General features: G+C 35.8%; 13 protein-coding genes and 1 pseudogene. 9 read left to right on the top strand and 5 right to left on the bottom strand.

Annotated features, from left to right (window positions below):
- Window positions 1-119: 119 nt before the first annotated feature.
- Window positions 120-512: a DUF2721 domain-containing protein gene (locus P8M54_RS12430; protein ID WP_300288231.1), complete on the bottom strand. Its 393-nt coding sequence runs from the start codon at window positions 510-512 to the stop codon at window positions 120-122.
- Window positions 513-613: 101 nt separating this feature from the next.
- Window positions 614-1204 carry a heme-binding protein gene (locus tag P8M54_RS12425; RefSeq protein WP_300288230.1) on the bottom strand — a complete coding sequence of 197 codons (591 nt, stop codon included), beginning with the start codon at window positions 1202-1204 and terminating at the stop codon, window positions 614-616.
- 139 nt (window positions 1205-1343) lie between these two features.
- On the opposite strand from P8M54_RS12425, the gene P8M54_RS12420 reads away from it, so the two are divergent.
- Window positions 1344-1784, top strand: coding sequence for a VOC family protein (locus P8M54_RS12420; protein WP_300288228.1), 441 nt, complete (start codon window positions 1344-1346; stop codon window positions 1782-1784).
- A 43-nt stretch (window positions 1785-1827) separates the two neighbouring features.
- Here the strand turns inward: P8M54_RS12420 and P8M54_RS12415 are convergent, their stop codons facing one another.
- A complete protein-coding gene (locus P8M54_RS12415; RefSeq protein ID WP_300288227.1) occupies window positions 1828-2160 on the bottom strand; it encodes a helix-turn-helix transcriptional regulator in 333 nt (110 codons plus the stop codon).
- A 178-nt stretch (window positions 2161-2338) separates the two neighbouring features.
- On the opposite strand from P8M54_RS12415, the gene P8M54_RS12410 reads away from it, so the two are divergent.
- A complete protein-coding gene (locus P8M54_RS12410) occupies window positions 2339-5464 on the top strand; it encodes a carboxypeptidase regulatory-like domain-containing protein (protein ID WP_300288226.1) in 3126 nt (1041 codons plus the stop codon).
- Window positions 5465-5720: 256 nt separating this feature from the next.
- Here the strand turns inward: P8M54_RS12410 and htpG are convergent, their stop codons facing one another.
- On the bottom strand, window positions 5721-7607 hold the full coding sequence (gene htpG / locus P8M54_RS12405; protein ID WP_300288225.1) for a molecular chaperone HtpG: 1887 nt from the start codon (window positions 7605-7607) through the stop codon (window positions 5721-5723).
- A 180-nt stretch (window positions 7608-7787) separates the two neighbouring features.
- On the opposite strand from htpG, the gene P8M54_RS12400 reads away from it, so the two are divergent.
- From P8M54_RS12400 to P8M54_RS12390, 3 genes are all read left to right on the top strand, one after another.
- On the top strand, window positions 7788-8264 hold the full coding sequence (locus P8M54_RS12400) for a lipocalin family protein (protein WP_300288224.1): 477 nt from the start codon (window positions 7788-7790) through the stop codon (window positions 8262-8264).
- Window positions 8265-8297: 33 nt separating this feature from the next.
- Entirely contained in the window at window positions 8298-8993 is a 696-nt protein-coding gene (locus P8M54_RS12395; RefSeq protein WP_300288222.1) for an OmpA family protein, read from the top strand.
- A 142-nt stretch (window positions 8994-9135) separates the two neighbouring features.
- Window positions 9136-10086, top strand: coding sequence for an ABC transporter ATP-binding protein (locus P8M54_RS12390; RefSeq protein ID WP_300288221.1), 951 nt, complete (start codon window positions 9136-9138; stop codon window positions 10084-10086).
- Between the two features lie 45 nt (window positions 10087-10131).
- Here P8M54_RS12390 and P8M54_RS12385 read toward each other — a convergent pair whose 3' ends face one another.
- On the bottom strand, window positions 10132-12543 hold the full coding sequence (locus tag P8M54_RS12385; protein WP_300288220.1) for a prolyl oligopeptidase family serine peptidase: 2412 nt from the start codon (window positions 12541-12543) through the stop codon (window positions 10132-10134).
- A 231-nt stretch (window positions 12544-12774) separates the two neighbouring features.
- Here P8M54_RS12385 and P8M54_RS12380 point away from each other — a divergent pair, with 231 nt between their 5' ends.
- From P8M54_RS12380 to P8M54_RS12365, 4 genes and pseudogenes are all read left to right on the top strand, one after another.
- On the top strand, window positions 12775-13782 hold the full coding sequence (locus tag P8M54_RS12380; RefSeq protein WP_300288219.1) for a beta-ketoacyl-ACP synthase III: 1008 nt from the start codon (window positions 12775-12777) through the stop codon (window positions 13780-13782).
- Between the two features lie 289 nt (window positions 13783-14071).
- On the top strand, window positions 14072-15850 hold the full coding sequence (gene argS, locus P8M54_RS12375) for an arginine--tRNA ligase (RefSeq protein WP_300288218.1): 1779 nt from the start codon (window positions 14072-14074) through the stop codon (window positions 15848-15850).
- Between the two features lie 35 nt (window positions 15851-15885).
- A complete protein-coding gene (locus P8M54_RS12370) occupies window positions 15886-17400 on the top strand; it encodes a hypothetical protein (RefSeq protein WP_300288217.1) in 1515 nt (504 codons plus the stop codon).
- Window positions 17390-17907 (top strand): annotated as a pseudogene (locus P8M54_RS12365) (peptidoglycan-binding protein); the annotation flags it as partial. The gene P8M54_RS12370 and the pseudogene P8M54_RS12365, both read left to right, overlap by 11 nt.

The following is a 17907-nucleotide window of genomic DNA, read 5'->3' as shown; positions in this document are numbered from 1 at the left end:
ATTAATCCGTTACAAGCTTTCTTTTTAATCCCTAAAAAAGCATCTTGTCTAAATTAGGCCTAGTTTTTCAGTGCCCTCTATTTGATACACAGCTCTTTTTTTGTAAACTTTATTGACACTTATTTTTGAATCAAATCGCTTAAATGGACTTGTAACGCTTTGACTGAAATGCTAATTTCCCAAAAAGAAAGTGCTAATGAAATGAGTAAACTCAATAAGCTAAATCCAAAGAAATATAAGCCAGCTAACTGAATATCAAAGAACAATAGCAGCATAGCAAAAACCGATAAAAACAAACTTAGTACTCCAAAAAGTTGCATGTATCTTATGAGGGTTAACCGTAGGTTGAGGTTTTTTATTTCGATCAAAATACTTTTATTTTCGTGTTCATCATACGTCTTTTTTAAACTTCGCACGATAGTAGCAATGGTTAAGAACCGATTCGTATAGGCTAAAAGTATTAAGGATGTGGCTGAAAATAGTAAAGCAGGGGTTTCGATGTGTAAAGTCATGCGTCGTTAAGTTTAGAAATACAAATTTCGATAAACTTAGCACAGGATCTACTTTTATCTTCTGAAAATTTAAAACAATTGAATCTCCAATAGTGGGATTTTTATTGTTTTTCAAGTTCAATTATAATTTCATTTTTTCGATTAAATAACTCATAAGGAGCGTTGTATCCTAAGAAATAAAAGCGATCGGTGTATTTTATGCCTTTGGACTCCAGCGCAGCGAGTAATTCTTTTTTATATTTCGCAATGGTTTCGTCGTTTGCCCAACCTCCAAAGCGGATGGCAGCAACGGTTTTAGCAGGTTCTTCAATAAATTTAATTTTGGATTCATTGGGTTTTGGCAAGGTCTCTTTTTGAAATTTCTTGGGTACCATAAACATCATAGTCATCGTGCTGTCCAGTGACATACTCACTGGTGAAGTCATTGCAATTTTTTCGTTTTTGTTGTTTCCGCCAAAAATATAACCAGCTAAGATAGAAAATCCTTTACTCGAGGATTCTTTATAAGCACTTGTAGATAATTGAACTGATGTAAATAAAGTAGGTTCGTAGGTTCTTATTTCGAAGTTATCATACTGCTTTACGACTTTGTAATCATAGGTTTCTGTGTTGCGTTGGCTGTTCCAAGCAAAAATTTGGCTTCCAATAAAAAGTATAATAAGGATACCTAATATGATATAAACTGCTTTCATAGTTTTTTTTGCTCTAATTTACGAATTTAATTGTGGTAAAGAAAGTAACTGAAACTTATGGTCCTAAAATCAATTTTTATAAAACAGTATACTATCTTTGATTGTCATTTGGTTACCTATTCACTTTAATACTTTAAATATGGCTTTTATCAACCCCCACATCAATTTTAATGGAAATGCCGAAGTTGCTTTTAACTTTTATAAAGCGATTTTTGGAGGAGAATTTGTAAAAGTCGTTCGCTTTAAAGATATGGTCGCGATGGGACATACCTTTGATGCTGCTGAAGCAAACAAAATCATGCACATTGCGTTGCCTATTGGAGGCAATATTTTAATGGGGAATGACGTTCCCGCCATTCTAGGAGTGGTAGATGAAAAAGAAAACAGATCTAAAATTGCAGTCAGTGCAAAGGACTTGGTAGAAGCAGAATCTATATTCAAAGGACTTTCTGAAGGAGGTGAAGTCGAAATGCCTTTAGCTGCAAGTCCTTGGGGATCCTATTTTGGTATGTTGCGTGATCAGTTTGGAATTGAGTGGATGGTTGATTATGATCCTAATTATCGTGCTGAAATCAACTAAGTCTTTGTGCAATCTTTAATTATAAAGTACAACAAAGCATAGTTTAACAACAATTTCTCTTAGGTCGGTTCATCATAGTTTTGGCCTGGTACCTTTCAAATAAATCAAAAACTCTTCCTACTTTATTCCACTCTAAGGTATAAAGAGACTGTGTGCCACTAATTTTCCGGCAAATAAAATGATCCTCTAGTAAATCTTTCAAGTGTTTGGAAACTGTCGATTGCGAAAGCGGTAACTCCGCAACTATCTCTTTACAAGTTCGATCCTTGTGTTTAGATAGTAGTGTTATAATTTGTATTCTAGCAGGATGCGCTAAACATTTGGCCGCTTGTGCAAATTCTATTTCAAAGGAATGAAAACTGCTTTCTTTTTTCATGTTAATCGTAATTAGTAGATGAATTAAATTACAAAAATTAAATTAAATATTTTTTGTAAAATATTGACAAATAATGACTTAACTGTTTTATCGCTGTAATTAATCGTAAACATACGATAATAAATTAAAACTACATCACAACAACTTGCGTAGTTTTAAGAATTATAACACAAACCACATGAAACTGAGACTTACGCTTGCCCTGCTTTTTTGCACGGTATTTTTATTTGCACAAGAAACAACCGGTATTTTAAAAGGAGTAGTAAAGGATGCTAATAATAATCCAATTCCTTTTGCTACCGTTCTTATTCAGCAAAAGTCGACAGGCATTCATTATAACACGCAATCACAACAAGATGGTTATTACGAATTCAATCAATTACAGCCGGCCTCTGATTATGAAGCCAAAGTCAGCTATGTAGGATTTACCGAGTTGATAGTTTCTGCTATTCAAATTCAACTTGGAAAAAACACTAGTCTGAACTTTACTATGCTTTCAGCTCTAAATGAATTAGAGAACGTCGAGATTAAAAATACAGCTTCTAAGAAAGGCAATGAAAAGCGATTGAAAATAGATGTAATTACTAATCTTCCTAGTGCCAACCGAAGTATACAAGATGCAACACGATTACTTCCTGAGGCAAACTTAAACTCTTTTGGTGGTGCCAATTACCGTTTTAATAACTTGTCCATTGATGGGAGCGCTACAAACGATGTTCTTGGGTTTCAAGAGCCTGCTAGTGGTGCTGCAGGATCTTCAGCTTCAGGTACACCCGGAGGTTTAGCAGGTACGCAGCCAATTGGTTTCGGAGCTATCAGTGCTTTGTCTGTAAAGACGGCCCCATTTGATGTCACTTTCGGAAATTTTACGGGCGCAAGTATAAACGTAGTTACTAAAAGTGGTACCAATACTCTTTCTGGGACAGCTTATACTGTCGTAAAAAATAAAAATTTAATCGGAAATTATTCAGATGGCATTAAACAACTCTCGGCTGAAGCCAGTGATTTGACTTATGGGTTAAGCGTAGGTGGACCGATACTTAAAAATAAATTGTTTTACTTTTTTAACGTAGAATATGCTGATCGAAACGAATCGGTTTTAAATGCTCCTGGAAGTGCTACCTCTAATATTTCAGTTGAAACAATAAATTTGATTTCAGATAAATTAAAATCGAAATATAATTATGATCCCGGAATTGCATCAGATGCAACTATAGAACGAAAAAACACTAAATTATTTTTACGTTTGGATTACAACATATCCGAAGATCATAAATTCACTCTCCGTAATAACTTTGTCACCGGTTTTGCTGATAATTTAGAATGGACTCCCACTGTTTTTAATTTTGGAAACCAAGGGTACAGGCATAATTCGGTTACGAATAGTACAGTGGCTGAGCTAAAAAGTAAATTTTCGAATAAATTGTCTAATAAAATGACGCTTTCGCTTTCTACGGTAAATGATGAAAGAACGTATAACGGAAGGGTTTTTCCGCATATTGAAATTATAGACAATACATCGAATACTATTTTTGCTGGAACGTATCGCGAAGCATCAGTTTATGGATTGACATTAAACACTATTCAGTTTACCGATAATATTACTTATTTTGTCAAAAACCATAAGTTTACTTTGGGTACGTCGACCGAAATTAACAATATCGAATACCGCTTTTTAACGGCATTCAATGGTAGGTGGCAATACAGCTCCGTAGAAAATTTTTTAGCGGACAGGCCTAACCGTGTTCGTGGGGTTTACAATACAGATAATAATGATTTTGAATACAACAAAAAGACACCTTCGGCAGATTACTCTGTTTTGTTGTCCTCTGTTTATCTCCAAGATGAAATCCGTTTGAGTCCTAAATTTAATATTTTGGCGGGCGTACGAGTGGATTGGCAAAATACACCAACGGCTTTTCCTATTTCGGATCAAATAAAAAACACGCCTGAGTTTGCCGGGTATAGAAATAAGATAAATGATGCGCCAATTATCAACCCAAGAGTGGGTTTTAATTATAACATTGATGATGCTGGAAAATACATTCTAAAAGGGGGATCGGGTTTATTTACCGGCAGAATGCCATTTGTTTGGTATGCTTATGAATACTATATCTCGGGTACTAATTATTACAATATCGACCTTCGTCCGACGGGACCTTTAGACTTAACAGAAGATTTAAGCACTTTAGAATCACGACAAAGTCGTAAACTGACCGAAGTGAATTTAATTGACAATAATTTTAATTTACCACGTGATTGGAAGTCGAACATATCGCTAGATGTTACACTTAAAAATAATTTTGCTTTGTCGTTTGAAGGAACGTATACCAAAACGATGAAAGGATTGTTGTTTCAATCGATTAATCGTAAAGAAGATCAAAAAAGTACTTTTGCAGGTGCTGATAACCGTCCGTATTACAACACTACTGCCGAGAGTATAAAGATCAATCCTAATTTTACCAACGTTTTTTTATTGACTAATACTTCTCAAGGGTACCGATACAATCTAACCTTTGGTTTAACAAAGTCTGAAGCGCGTTACAATGGATTTTTAGGATATACGTATGGAGTTAGTAAAGATATCTCGAGCACCAATAGAAATTCACACGCGGCTAATTTTGAGTGGAATCAAAGCTTGGTGGCGAACGATCCCAAGTTAACGGCTTCTAATTTTGATTTGCGACACAAAATCGTTTCGTATCATTTTTATGATATTCCGATAAAAAGTAGCACTTTGAAGTTGGGATTGATTTACAACGGACGATCAGGAAGTCCTTTTTCCTATGTGTACGAAGGAGATGTGAATAGAGATGGTTCAGCTAAGAATGATATTTTATACATTCCAAGAGACCAAAGCGAAATCAAGTTGCTTAATATCGTAGACCGCAATAATGTAGTTCTTGTATCTGCTGATGAGCAATGGCGACAATTGGATGCTTATATCAATAATAGCAATTACCTGAACAGTCATAGAGGTCAGTATGCAGAACGAAATGCCGCTAGAACACCTTGGAATCACCAAGTGGATATGAAATTTGTTTTTGAAACTAAGTTTTATAAGAACAAATTACAGTTTGCTTTTGATATTTTTAATGTTGGAAATTTACTTAATCGCAATTGGGGAACGCAAGTGTATGTTCCTAATATCAATAATTCGGGTTATGCGTTGTTGGACTTTGTAAGAATCGAAAATCAACAGCCTGTTTATCAATTTAAAAACCCTAAAGGAACGCCATGGTTAGTAGATAATATCAATTCGAAATGGCAAGGACAAATTAGTGCAAGCTACTTTTTTAATTAGGTAGCTGTATTAGTTCTCGTCTTAAACTAGGAGATTGTTAGGTTCCGCTTTAATGGTTGCGAATCTTTCCCTCTTCTATAGTAATCAAATCGTCTTTTATAGCCCCGATAGCAGCGGAAATCCTTTGCGGTGGCGGTAGCCAAACGCAAAGATTAGAGCGTATAGCGGGAGAGATCGTGTTATGAAAATGGGAGTTTTGCTCCAAAAAAAAAGCTGCCCAATGAAGGACAGCTTTTGATTTAGTAGGTTAGTACTATTATTTGATCATTTCAAAACTACGTTTCACGAAAGCGGTTAAAGCTTCTCCTTTAAGTAGGTTTTGAGATAATTTAGCTAAGTCTAACGCTTGTTTAACCAAGTGTTCTTGCGCTGTTTTGTCTTCGGTACCAAGAATGGTAGTTGCTAATGGCGAATTCGTATTAACCACTAGGTTGTACATCTCCGGCATGTTACCCATCCCGAACATTCCGCCACCACCTGATTGACTCATTTCTTTCATTCTACGCATGAATTCTGGTTGCGTGATGATAAATGGAGCTGCTTGGCTGTCCATAGCTTCTAATTGAACGGTGTAGGTTTGTTTAGGAACGATAGTTTCTAAAACTGTTTTTAAACCTGTTTGCTCTTCTTCTGATAATTTTGAAATAGTCGTTTCGTCTTTCTTGACTAGGTTATCAATGTGGTCCGAATCGACACGTACGAAAGTGATATCGCTGTCGTCTCCTTCGATTTTTTGAATCAAATGCGAGATAATAGGAGAGTCTAATAACAATACTTCGTATCCTTTTTCTTGAGCAGTTTGGATGTAAGAGTGTTGTGCCTCTTTGTTACCAGCGTAAAGAACAACTAGTTTACCATCCTTGTTCGTTTGCTTGTCCTTTAGGTTTTCTTTTAATTCTTCTAGGGTGAAGTATTTATCGTCAACGGTTGGGTACAAAACGAATGCTCCTGCTTTTTCGTAGAATTTATCTTCAGAAAGCATTCCGTATTCAAGAACGATTTTAATGTCATTCCATTTTGCTTCAAAGTCTGTACGGTTTTCAGTGAACAATGATTTCAATTTATCGGCTACTTTACGAGTAATGTAGTTTGAAATCTTTTTCACGGCTCCATCTGCTTGCAATCCTGAACGAGAAACGTTCAAAGGAATATCAGGAGAATCTACTACTCCGCGTAGCATCATCAAGAATTCAGGTACAATTCCTTCTACGTTATCCGTAACGTAAACTTGGTTTTGGTACAACTGAATTTTATCTTTTTGGATTTGTAAGTCACCGCTTAATTTTGGGAAATACAAAATACCCGTTAAGTTAAATGGGTAATCTACATTTAAATGAATGTGGAATAAAGGCTCTTCGAATTGCATAGGATACAATTCATGGTAGAACGTTTTATAGTCTTCCTCTTTTAAGTCCGTAGGTTGTTTGGTCCAAGCTGGATTAGGATTATTAATGATGTTATCCGTTTCTACTGTTTCAGCAACATAATCCTCAGGAGCATCCTCTGGCTTAGGAAGTGTTTCAGTTTTAGTTCCAAATTTAATTGGAATAGGCATGAACTTGTTGTATTTGTTCAATAACCCTTTTATTTTTGATTCTTCTAAAAATTCTAATGAATCCTCAGCAATGTGCAAGATAATCTCAGTTCCACGAGTCGTTTTGTCAGCCGGTTCTAAAGAGAATTCAGGGCTGCCATCACAAATCCAGTGAGCAGCTGGTTCATCTTTATACGACTTCGTGATAATCTCCACTTTTGCTGCGACCATAAAAGCAGAGTAGAAACCAAGTCCAAAGTGTCCTATGATTCCAGAGTCTTTTGCTGTGTCTTTGTATTTTTCTAAAAATTCTTCAGCACCAGAGAAAGCCAATTGGTTGATGTATTTTTCTACTTCTGCAGCAGTCATACCAATACCTAGATCTATAATGTGAAGTTTTTTACCTTCTTTGTCTATTTTTACTTCAAGTATTGGGTTACCATATTCAACGGTAGCTTCACCAATATTAGTAAGGTGCTTTAATTTTAAAGTTGCATCTGTCCCATTCGAAATCAACTCACGTAAAAAAATCTCGTGATCACTGTATAGGAACTTCTTAATTAAAGGGAAGATGTTTTCTACTGAAACATTAATTTTTCCTGTTGTCATATTTAATTTAATTAGGGTTTTACAATCAGTTTCGAACTATTCAAATAGAATACCAATCGCATTTTAGGTGACAAATTGTCTTAATCTGTAGATTTTGAAACAAATTAGTAGAATGTTGAAACGTTAACAAGAGATTCCCTTTGTATCTTTGCTTAAGTTTAAATCTAAAACCAAAACAAAATGAAAAAAATATTTTTTTTAGCAGCATTGTCTTTAGTACTGTTTTCATGTAAAACATCGTCAGTTACAGACAAAAAATTAGATAAGGGAGCTCAAGTAGCTATGAAAGGAAACTGGGTAATAAGCTCGGTGTACTATCCAGGGTCAGAAGTTATCAAAGTAAATTCATTTCAATTAGCCGATTCAAAATGTTTTGAAGGTAGTACTTGGAAGTTTATTTCGAATAATAACAAAGGTAACATGGCCTTAACAGCAAGCAACTGTCCAGTTTTTAGCTCACCAATTACATGGTATGTGAACAAAGAGGGGCAATTTGTACTAAAAGTGCTTGACGCAGGGGAAAAAGCGAAAAAAGTAAGAGATGGTTACATTCTATATGTAGCAAATCAAACTCAAGATAGTTTTCAATTGATTGATAAAATCAATGTAGGAGGAAAAATGACCGATGTTGTTTACCAATTTCAAAGAGCAAACTAATAAAACCGTTTTAAAAATATAAAAGATATAATTATGAAAAATTTTTCCATAACAGCATTGGCTTTAATAATGACAATGTCAACAGTTTTCACAGGTTGTGAATCGATCAAGAATACTAACAAAACGCAAAGAGGAGCTGGAATAGGAGCTGCTGGAGGAGCAATCATTGGTGGTATTTTAGGAAATAACCTTGGTAAAGGTGGTAATGGTGCTTTAGGTGCTGTACTTGGAGGTGTAGTTGGTGGAGTTGCTGGTGGCGTTATTGGTAACAAAATGGACAAGCAAGCAAGACAAATTGACGAAGTGCTTCCGGGTGCTGAGGTAAAAAGAGTAGGTGAAGGGATTCAATTAGTTTTGAATGAAAACGCTGTTCGTTTTGATACTAACAAATCATCATTGACTACTGCTGCAAAAGCAAACTTAGATAAATTAGTTCCAGTATTCGCAGAATATCCAGATACTGATATTACTATTTTTGGTTACACAGATAGTACAGGTCCAGCTGATTATAACTTGAAATTATCAGGTGAAAGAGCGGCATCAGTTAGAAACTACCTTGTAAGTAAAGGTGTTGTTTCAGGTAGATTTAAAGTTTCTGGGATGGGTATCGCTGATCCAATTGCATCGAATGAAACGGTTGAAGGAAGAAGCCAAAACCGTCGTGTAGAGTTTGCTATTACTGCAAATGCTAAAATGCAACAAGACGCTCAAAAAGAAGCTGGGAACTAAGTCCAACACTTTCAATAGATTAAAAAGTCGTCTTGTTTTTTTTAAACAAGACGGCTTTTTTTTTAGTTAAAATCAGTACATCAAAATTATTTTCTTAATAGAAATCTATCTTTGTACTCTCAAAAAAAACACTCATACTACAATGCTGCAAGTTCAAAACATCTCATTTGGTTATACTGATAAAACGGTTTTAAAAAATATTGAATTTACAATTGAAAAAGGGCAGAATGTAGCGATTATTGGTGAAAGCGGTTGCGGAAAAAGCACCTTGCTTAAACTGATGTATGGCTTGCATGATCTCGATGAAGGAGCAATTTCATGGAATGGCACAAAAATATTGGGACCTAAGTACAATCTAGTTCCAGGTGTTCCATTCGCAAAATATTTGGCGCAAGATTTTGACTTAATGCCGTACACCACCGTAGCCGAAAATGTAGGTAAGTTTTTGTCCAATGGATTTAGAGCCTTAAAAAAGTTGCGTGTGGAGCAACTACTTGAAATGGTCGAAATGACGGAGTTTGCTAATGTGCAAGCCAAATTTTTAAGTGGTGGTCAGCAACAGCGCGTAGCCTTGGCAAGAGCTTTGGCAAATGAACCTGAGATTTTGCTCTTAGACGAACCTTTTAGTCATATCGATAATTTTAGAAAAAATGCATTGCGACGCAATTTGTTTGCGTACTTGAAAACCAAGGGTATTACCTGTATTGTAGCCACTCATGATAGTACAGATGCACTTTCATACGCGGACCTAACGATAGTTTTGCAAAACGGAACATTGGTTGATAAAGGCGATTCGTTTCAGTTGTATAATAATCCTCTTAATAAGTATGTGGCTTCACTTTTTGGAGAAGTCAATGAATTAAAGCTATCACAATTAGTGGTTGTAGGCAGTGAGGAAGAAGATGAAACAGTTCTTCTTTATCCACACCAATTAAAAATGGTGGCCAATGGCCTGATGAATGTCGTGGTCAAACAATCTTATTTTAAAGGAGGTCATTACTTGATTAAAGCAGTATTTGATCGAAAAGTAATCTTTTTTCAGCATGATGCTCCATTGGAGATTAATCAAGAAGTCAGCTTGATGATATCTTAAAAAAAAAGCCTCCAAATTTTAAAGATTGGAGGCTTTCGCTTTCTATTAGTTTTTCAGGTATTTTTCTAAGAACTGATCTTGTTCCCATAAAAGGTGTAGAATATTCTCTTTGGCTACGTAACTATGCGCTTCTTTAGGCAAGATAACCATTCTAGCTGGAGCTCCTAGTCCTTTTAAAGCTTGAAAATAACGCTCCGTTTGTAGTGTGAAAGTACCAGGATTGTTATCGGCTTCGCCATGTACTAAAAGTAATGGTGTTTTCATTTTATCAGCATTCATAAACGGTGACATGGTGTTGTAAACATCCGTAGCTTCCCAGTAATTACGCTGTTCTGATTGAAAGCCAAAAGGAGTCAAAGTTCTGTTGTACGCACCACTGCGTGCAATACCACAAGCAAATAAATTTGAATGTGTCAATAAATTAGCCGTCATAAACGCTCCATAAGAGTGTCCTCCAATTGCTACTTTCTTTTTATTTATATAGCCCAAAGCACCTACTGCATTGATCGCAGCTTCGGCATTGTCTACTAATTGAGAAATAAAATTATCATTAGGCTCAGTTGTTCCTTCACCAATAATTGGGAACGAAGCGTCGTCTAATACCACATAGCCTTTGGTTACCCAATATACGAATGATCCGTAGTACGGGAACGTAAATTCATTTGGGTTTTGATTGTTTTGTCCTGCTGAGTTTTTGTCTTTAAATTCGGCTGGGTAGGCCCAAATTAATAAAGGTAGTTTCTCTTTCTTTGCTTTGTCATAACCTGCAGGAAGGTATAAGGTTCCGGATAGGGAAACGCCATCTTTTCTTTTGTATTCAATTACCTCTTTGCTCACGTTTTTAATACTTTCAAATGGATTTTTGAAATTGGTGATAGGAGTCAATTGGTTTTTTTTCTTGATGTTTCTAAAGTAATAGTTTGGAAACTCATTTTTAGACTGAATTTGTACTAGCACTTCTCCTTTTTTGAAATCCTCGATAGATAATAAATCTTCTTTTTTATCGGTGTATGCCGAGGTGTAAATTCTTTTCGTTTGAAGTGTTTTTAAATTGAATTCATCAATAAAAGGGAATTGACCCTTTTTAGTAAATCCATCGCCCAATAAATATAAATTATTGTTTTCAATAGCTAAAACAGGTCTGCCAAAAGCATTTTTAACTGTTTCAAAATTTCCTGGATCAGCGTAAATGTCTTGAGAGTTGCGATCTGAAATAACTTTTGGATCTTCGTTTGCGTTAGACGGATTAAATAAGTAGGTTTTTGAATTTCGGGTGTCATACCACTGATCCATTGCAATAGCCGTTGTTGTATTTCCCCATATAATACCTGCAAAACGTTGTTTGGTTTTGATTAATAAAGATGGCTTTTCGGTAAAAGGAGCTTGCCACTGCATCACTTCATCTCGGTATGTTACCTGGTTCTCAGGATTACCTTCGTCTAATGCTTCGACGAAATACAAGGTAGCGGCTTGATCGTTTCTCCAGCTCATGTTTCTTTTACCGGTGCGTGTTGCCATGAAACCTTTTGGCATGATTTCATTCAAAGCGACTTCGTTTACTACTTTAATTTCTGTACCGTTTTGATCATACACAACTGATTTAGAAGGGAAACGGCTTAGAGGTACGATATAAGAAAATGGTTTTTGGATAGTTGAAATTAGGATATAGTTTCCGTCAGGCGAAAAGTTTTCACCAGCATACATATCAGGACCTTTGAAAAGTGATTTGGTACCATTTACGTTCACTTTATAGAGCTCAGAGGTAACTATGTTTTCAAAATTAAGCTCATCTCTTTTGTTCTTCAACAAATCTTGGTAGGTTCTGTTCGATGAAACGGCACCGCTCGCATTAGATACGATAGGACCTGTGGGCAAGTTTTTTTTCTCGTCTAATAAGGCGGGTCTGTTTTTTGGAAGCATTTTTACCAAAATATTTTCATTGTCTTTGTACCAGCTAAACGGATTGCCCAGGTTTGCATTTACATTGTCATCGGTTAGCATAGTCGCTTTTGCGGAAGCAACATCAATAACCCATAAGGAAACACCATTGTTGCTTGTGTTCGAAAAAGCAATTTTCTTTTCGTTAGGAGACCAAGATAGATTAGTAATCTTTGGGTTTTCAGGTAATCCACTAACTTGAATTTCGTTTTTGTCTTTAATCTTTCTCAGTTTTAAATTGTTAATATAGGTAACTGAGCTCGAAATGTTAGTCGTTGGATTGATTCGCAATCCGCCCAAGCGCATTTCGTCTTGATTCAAATCGTCAAGTGTTTTATATGTGTTTCTGTAGGAAAGTAACATATACTCTTTTTTAGTATCCATCGAGACTGACGGCGCTCTTTCATAATCAACTAAATCTAGGATTGATTTAGATGGTTTTTGATACGTTAGGTTCTCTTGAGCCAGAGCGCTAAGACTTAGGCCAAGGAATAAAACAAAGGTCGTTTTTAATTTCATAAACAGTTTTTTTGGTATTTTTTGTAAATATAATGCACGTAATTCTAAAATAAAACGGATTGGAACAGTCTTTCTTTTAGTGGAGTATTTTAATGTTTTAAAGCTAATTTACACTATTTTTTTCTTTGTATTAATTTTAAAAAATTGGTATCTGCTAAAAAATGAGTAATTTGTAGGCTTATATTTTAAACTATTATTAAATTTGCAATCTTATATTAATAAAACAACAATATGTATCATTCAAAAATTGCGGGGTTAGGATTTTATGTTCCTTCCAATGTTGTCACCAATGATGATTTAACAAAAATCATTGATACAACTGACGAATGGATTCTGGAAAGAACAGGAATCGAGGAACGAAGACACATAATTAGAGGGGAAGATACGACGACATCCATGGGAGTGAAGGCAGCTGAAATTGCTATCGAACGCTCAGGTGTTGCTAAAGAGGATATTGATTTTGTAGTTTTTGCAACTTTAAGCCCTGATTATTATTTTCCTGGTCCAGGAGTACTGGTACAACGTGATTTAGGATTGAGAACTGTTGGAGCTCTTGATGTTAGAAATCAATGTTCGGGTTTTGTCTATGCTGTTTCAGTTGCAGATCAATACATAAAAACGGGGATGTACAAGAACATCTTGGTTATTGGTTCAGAAGTGCATTCAACAGGACTGGATATGACCACTCGTGGTCGCGGTGTTTCGGTTATCTTTGGTGATGGAGCGGGAGCTGCGGTTTTGAGCAGAGAAGAAGATTTGACTAAAGGAATTTTATCTACACATTTACATTCCGAAGGACAACATGCTGAGGAGTTAGCGCTTATTGCACCAGGAATGGGAGCGAGATGGGTATCCGATATTATTGCGGATAATAATCCGGATGATGATAGTTACTTCCCGCACATGAACGGACAGTTTGTATTTAAAAATGCAGTAGTTCGTTTTGCTGAGGTTATTAACGAAGGATTAGAGGCTAATAATTTGACTGTTTCAGATATTGACATGTTGATTCCTCATCAAGCGAATTTGAGAATTTCTCAGTTTATCCAAAAGAAATTTGAATTGAGCGACGATCAAGTTTATAATAATATTCAAAAATACGGAAACACAACAGCGGCTTCTATACCAATTGCTTTGACAGAAGCTTGGGAAAAAGGTAAAATCAAATCAGGTGACACGGTAGTTTTAGCTGCTTTTGGAAGCGGATTTACTTGGGGAAGTGTAATTATTAAATGGTAGAATATTCCCAATAATAAGTATATTTCAAACACACTAAAAAACCCGAAGTCCATATGGCTTCGGGTTTTTTATTGGACCGCTTAAAATTTTAGTAGATAAAAAGTTTAAAATAGGCCGAAAAGTTGGCCTAAGTATAATATGTCAGTAGCTGTAAATGATGCCTTTGGTCTTTCTCCTTGCGTTTCGAAGGGCAAAAAGATAGTTTTTTTATGTTTTTGAAACCATAAAACAGTTTTTTGCGGGCATATTAGTTAATTAGAATTATCTTTGCACTTCTAAAATTATATTCATGACATTACCAGAAATTCTTACACCTTCTATTGAAAAAGCAATTCAAGCTTTATTTGACGTAGCTATTGACAAAGTTGAATTTCAAACTACTCGGAAAGAATTTGAAGGAGATATTACCATGGTCATTTTTCCTTTATTGAAAGTAATTAAAAGTAATCCTGTTGAATTAGGAAATAAAATAGGGAACTACTTGGTCGAAAATCTTGACGAAGTGAGTCGCTTTAATGTCGTGTCAGGGTTTTTAAACATTGTGATATCTGACACCTATTATCTAAACTTTTTTGATGGTATTAAGGATGACGCCAAATATGGTTTTGTAACTCCTAATCCTGATGATAAAGCGATTATGGTCGAATATTCGTCCCCAAACACCAATAAACCTTTGCATTTAGGTCACGTTCGTAATAACCTATTAGGGTATTCCGTAGCCGAAATAATTAAAGCTTCGGGTAAAAAAGTATACAAAACGCAAATTATAAATGACCGTGGAATCCATATTTGTAAGTCAATGTTGGCTTGGCAAAAGTTTGGAAATGGCGAAACACCAGAGTCAACGGGTCAAAAAGGAGATAAATTAGTAGGAAACTACTATGTGGCCTTTGATAAAGCTTATAAAGCAGAAATTACTCAGTTAATGAGTGAAGGTAAAACAGAAGAAGAAGCTAAAAAACAAGCGCCAATTATCCTTGAAGCACAAGAAATGCTTCAGAAATGGGAAGCGGGAGATGCTGAGGTAAAAGCGCTTTGGGCTAAAATGAACCAATGGGTTTATGATGGTTTTGCTATCACTTATAAAAACTTAGGAGTCGATTTTGATAAATATTACTACGAGAGTAACACCTATTTACTAGGAAAAGATGTTGTAAATATTGGATTGGAAAAAGGGATTTTCGAAAAAGATCCTGACGGTTCAGTATGGATCGATTTAACGGATGAAGGTTTAGACCGTAAAATTGTTTTGCGTTCAGACGGGACCGCCGTTTACATGACGCAAGATATCGGGACTGCTATTCAGCGTGTGAAGGACATGCCTGATGTAGGAGGAATGGTGTACACGGTAGGGAATGAGCAAGATTACCACTTTAAAGTACTTTTTCTAATCTTGAAAAAATTAGGATTTGACTGGGCTTCAAGCTTGTATCACTTATCATACGGAATGGTGGATTTACCTTCGGGGAAAATGAAAAGCCGCGAGGGAACCGTGGTCGATGCTGATGATTTGATGAACGAAATGACAACCACAGCGCAGAAGATATCCGAAGATTTAGGAAAATTAGATAGTTACTCTGATGAGGAACGAACTGAATTATACAATACGATTGGTCTAGGTGCTTTAAAATATTATATCTTAAAAGTAGATCCTAAAAAACGAATCTTGTTCAATCCAGAAGAATCGGTTGATTTTGCTGGAAACACAGGTCCGTTTATTCAGTACACCTATGCTAGAATTCAGTCTATTATTCGTAAAGCTAATTTTGATTTCTCTGCAAATTCAGGAATGGTAACTCTGCACGAAAAAGAAAAGGAATTATTAAAGCAAATTGAGTTATTTCCAGAAGTAATTCAGAATGCCGCTCACAATCATAGCCCTGCTTTACTTGCTAATTTTACGTATGATTTAGTTCGTGAGTACAATTCGTTCTACCAAGCAGTTCCTATTTTAGGGGAAGAAGAGAGTAGTAAAAAAATATTTAGAGTACAGTTGTCTAAAAAAGTAGCTGATGTTATTGCTGCTTCTTTTGGGTTACTTGGAATTAATGTTCCACAACGCATGTAATTTTTACAGCTATTTTAACTGTTTAATGTTTTAAAGTGAGTACAACAAAAACGTATTTTTTTAAATCATTTTTGATTCTGTTTTTAGCCGCTTTTTTTTTCATAGGCATCAAAGAAGTCTTACCTAAAAAACTTTTTTCGGATCAGGAAACAGGTACTATAAATGTATTAATTGATAGTATGCTGATCGACGCGATTAATGCTGATAAAGATTTAATAGTCGATGGAGCCATTGATTCTTTACCAACAGAGGCTAACGACTCAGCTGAAATTTCAAACCGAGAGGAGCCAGTTGCTACGGCAGCCGGCCCTGGTTTTATTTTTATGGAAGATGGGTATGATCATTATAGTGGTTTGCAATACCTGTCGGCATTTTACGAAAAATTATTCCAACTCGAGACCAATAAAAAAGGAAAAGTTAGGATTGCCTATTATGGTGATTCAATGACGGATGGTGATTTTATTGTTCAAGATTTCCGAGCCAATTTTCAAGATAAATTTGGAGGTCAAGGTGTTGGATTTGTTTCGATAACTTCGGAGTCAGCTTCTGCTCGTAGTTCAGTAGTGCATCAGTTTTCTGATAATTGGAAAATGCAATCCTACCTAAATGTAAAAAATCCTATTCGTCCTTTTGCAGTTAATGGCCATGTTTTTTTTGCTAATGACAGCACTAAAAGTACCTGGGTTAAATACCAAGCAGGTAAGAGTAAGAATACGGCACAATTAAATAATCCTATACTGTTTTACGGAAGTGCTGCCAATCAAAACGGTTTGATTTCGTATCAAATAAAGAGTGATACAATTGCCAAAAGGTTGACTCCAAATAAAATCTTGAATACCTTACAGCTAGCGCCAAATAATCTGCAAGCACTGAGAATTGGATTTAAAAAAGCAAAATCGATTCCTATTTACGGACTTAATTTTGATAACGGCAAAGGAGTTCACGTCGATAATTTTTCGCAAAGAGTAAATTCAGGAATACCAATTTCTAAATTTGATATCCCATTAATGAATGCTTTTCAGCAAAAGTTAGGCTACGATCTTATCGTATTGCATTATGGGACCAATGTTTTAAAATATGGTACTTTAGATTTTAGCTGGTATGATAAAAGTATGACTAAAACTGTCGAGCGTTTGCACAAATGCTTTCCGGGAGCAGCAATTTTAGTGATCTCAACCGCTGATAAAGCGACCAAGTATGAGACAGCTATGAAAACAGACTCAGCTGTGGTGCCGCTTACTCGTGCACAAAAAAGCTACGCTATGAAAACCAAATCAGCTTATGTTGATTTGTATAAATTAATGGGAGGCAACGGCTCCATGACCAAATGGGTTGAACAAGATCCTCCATTGGCTAATAAAGATTATACCCATTTTAACTTTAGAGGTTCAAAAAAAATAGGCGGAATGTTATTTCAAGAACTGGATCGTGGATATGAAAAGTACAAGCTTTTGCGCAAGCAAGCTATGCCTACAACGCCTAATGCAACGCCTGAGAAAAGCCAATCAGATAGTTTAAGTAGTAACCAACAAACTGCAAATGGGCAATAAACTATATTTATTCCTGTTTCTTGGACTGATGTCCTTTAAAGGATGTTCTCAAACGAATGACACCACTACTACTATGGATTTAATCGAGACTTCAGATGTCGTTGCTTTTTCGAATGCAGGCAACATCGAAAACAGTATTGAAATTGCTTCTTTTTTAGCGAAACTAAAGAAGGTAAAAAACGATAAAACGGGGCAAATTAATATTGTTCACATAGGAGACTCGCATATTCAAGGGGATGTCATGACCAATGAGATCAGGGAGAGTTTGCAAGCTTACTTTGGTAATGCAGGCCGAGGGTTTGTGTTTCCGCATAACTTAGTAAAGACCAACGGCGCTACAGATTTTAGATTTTCATCGAATGTGGTTTGGAAAAGTTACCGCAATATCTACCCTGAAAAAGGAGATGAAATTGGGTTAAGCGGTATATTGTTAAGCACAAAATCGAAAAAATTAGTGCTGCAATTGAATGCTAAAGAAGCAGATAATGCCTTTAACACCATAAAAAT

Source organism: Flavobacterium sp., assembly GCF_029242675.1.
Lineage (GTDB): Bacteria > Bacteroidota > Bacteroidia > Flavobacteriales > Flavobacteriaceae > Flavobacterium.
Note: the sequence above shows the minus strand (reverse complement) of the source record. Positions and strands in the feature narration are given on the sequence as shown.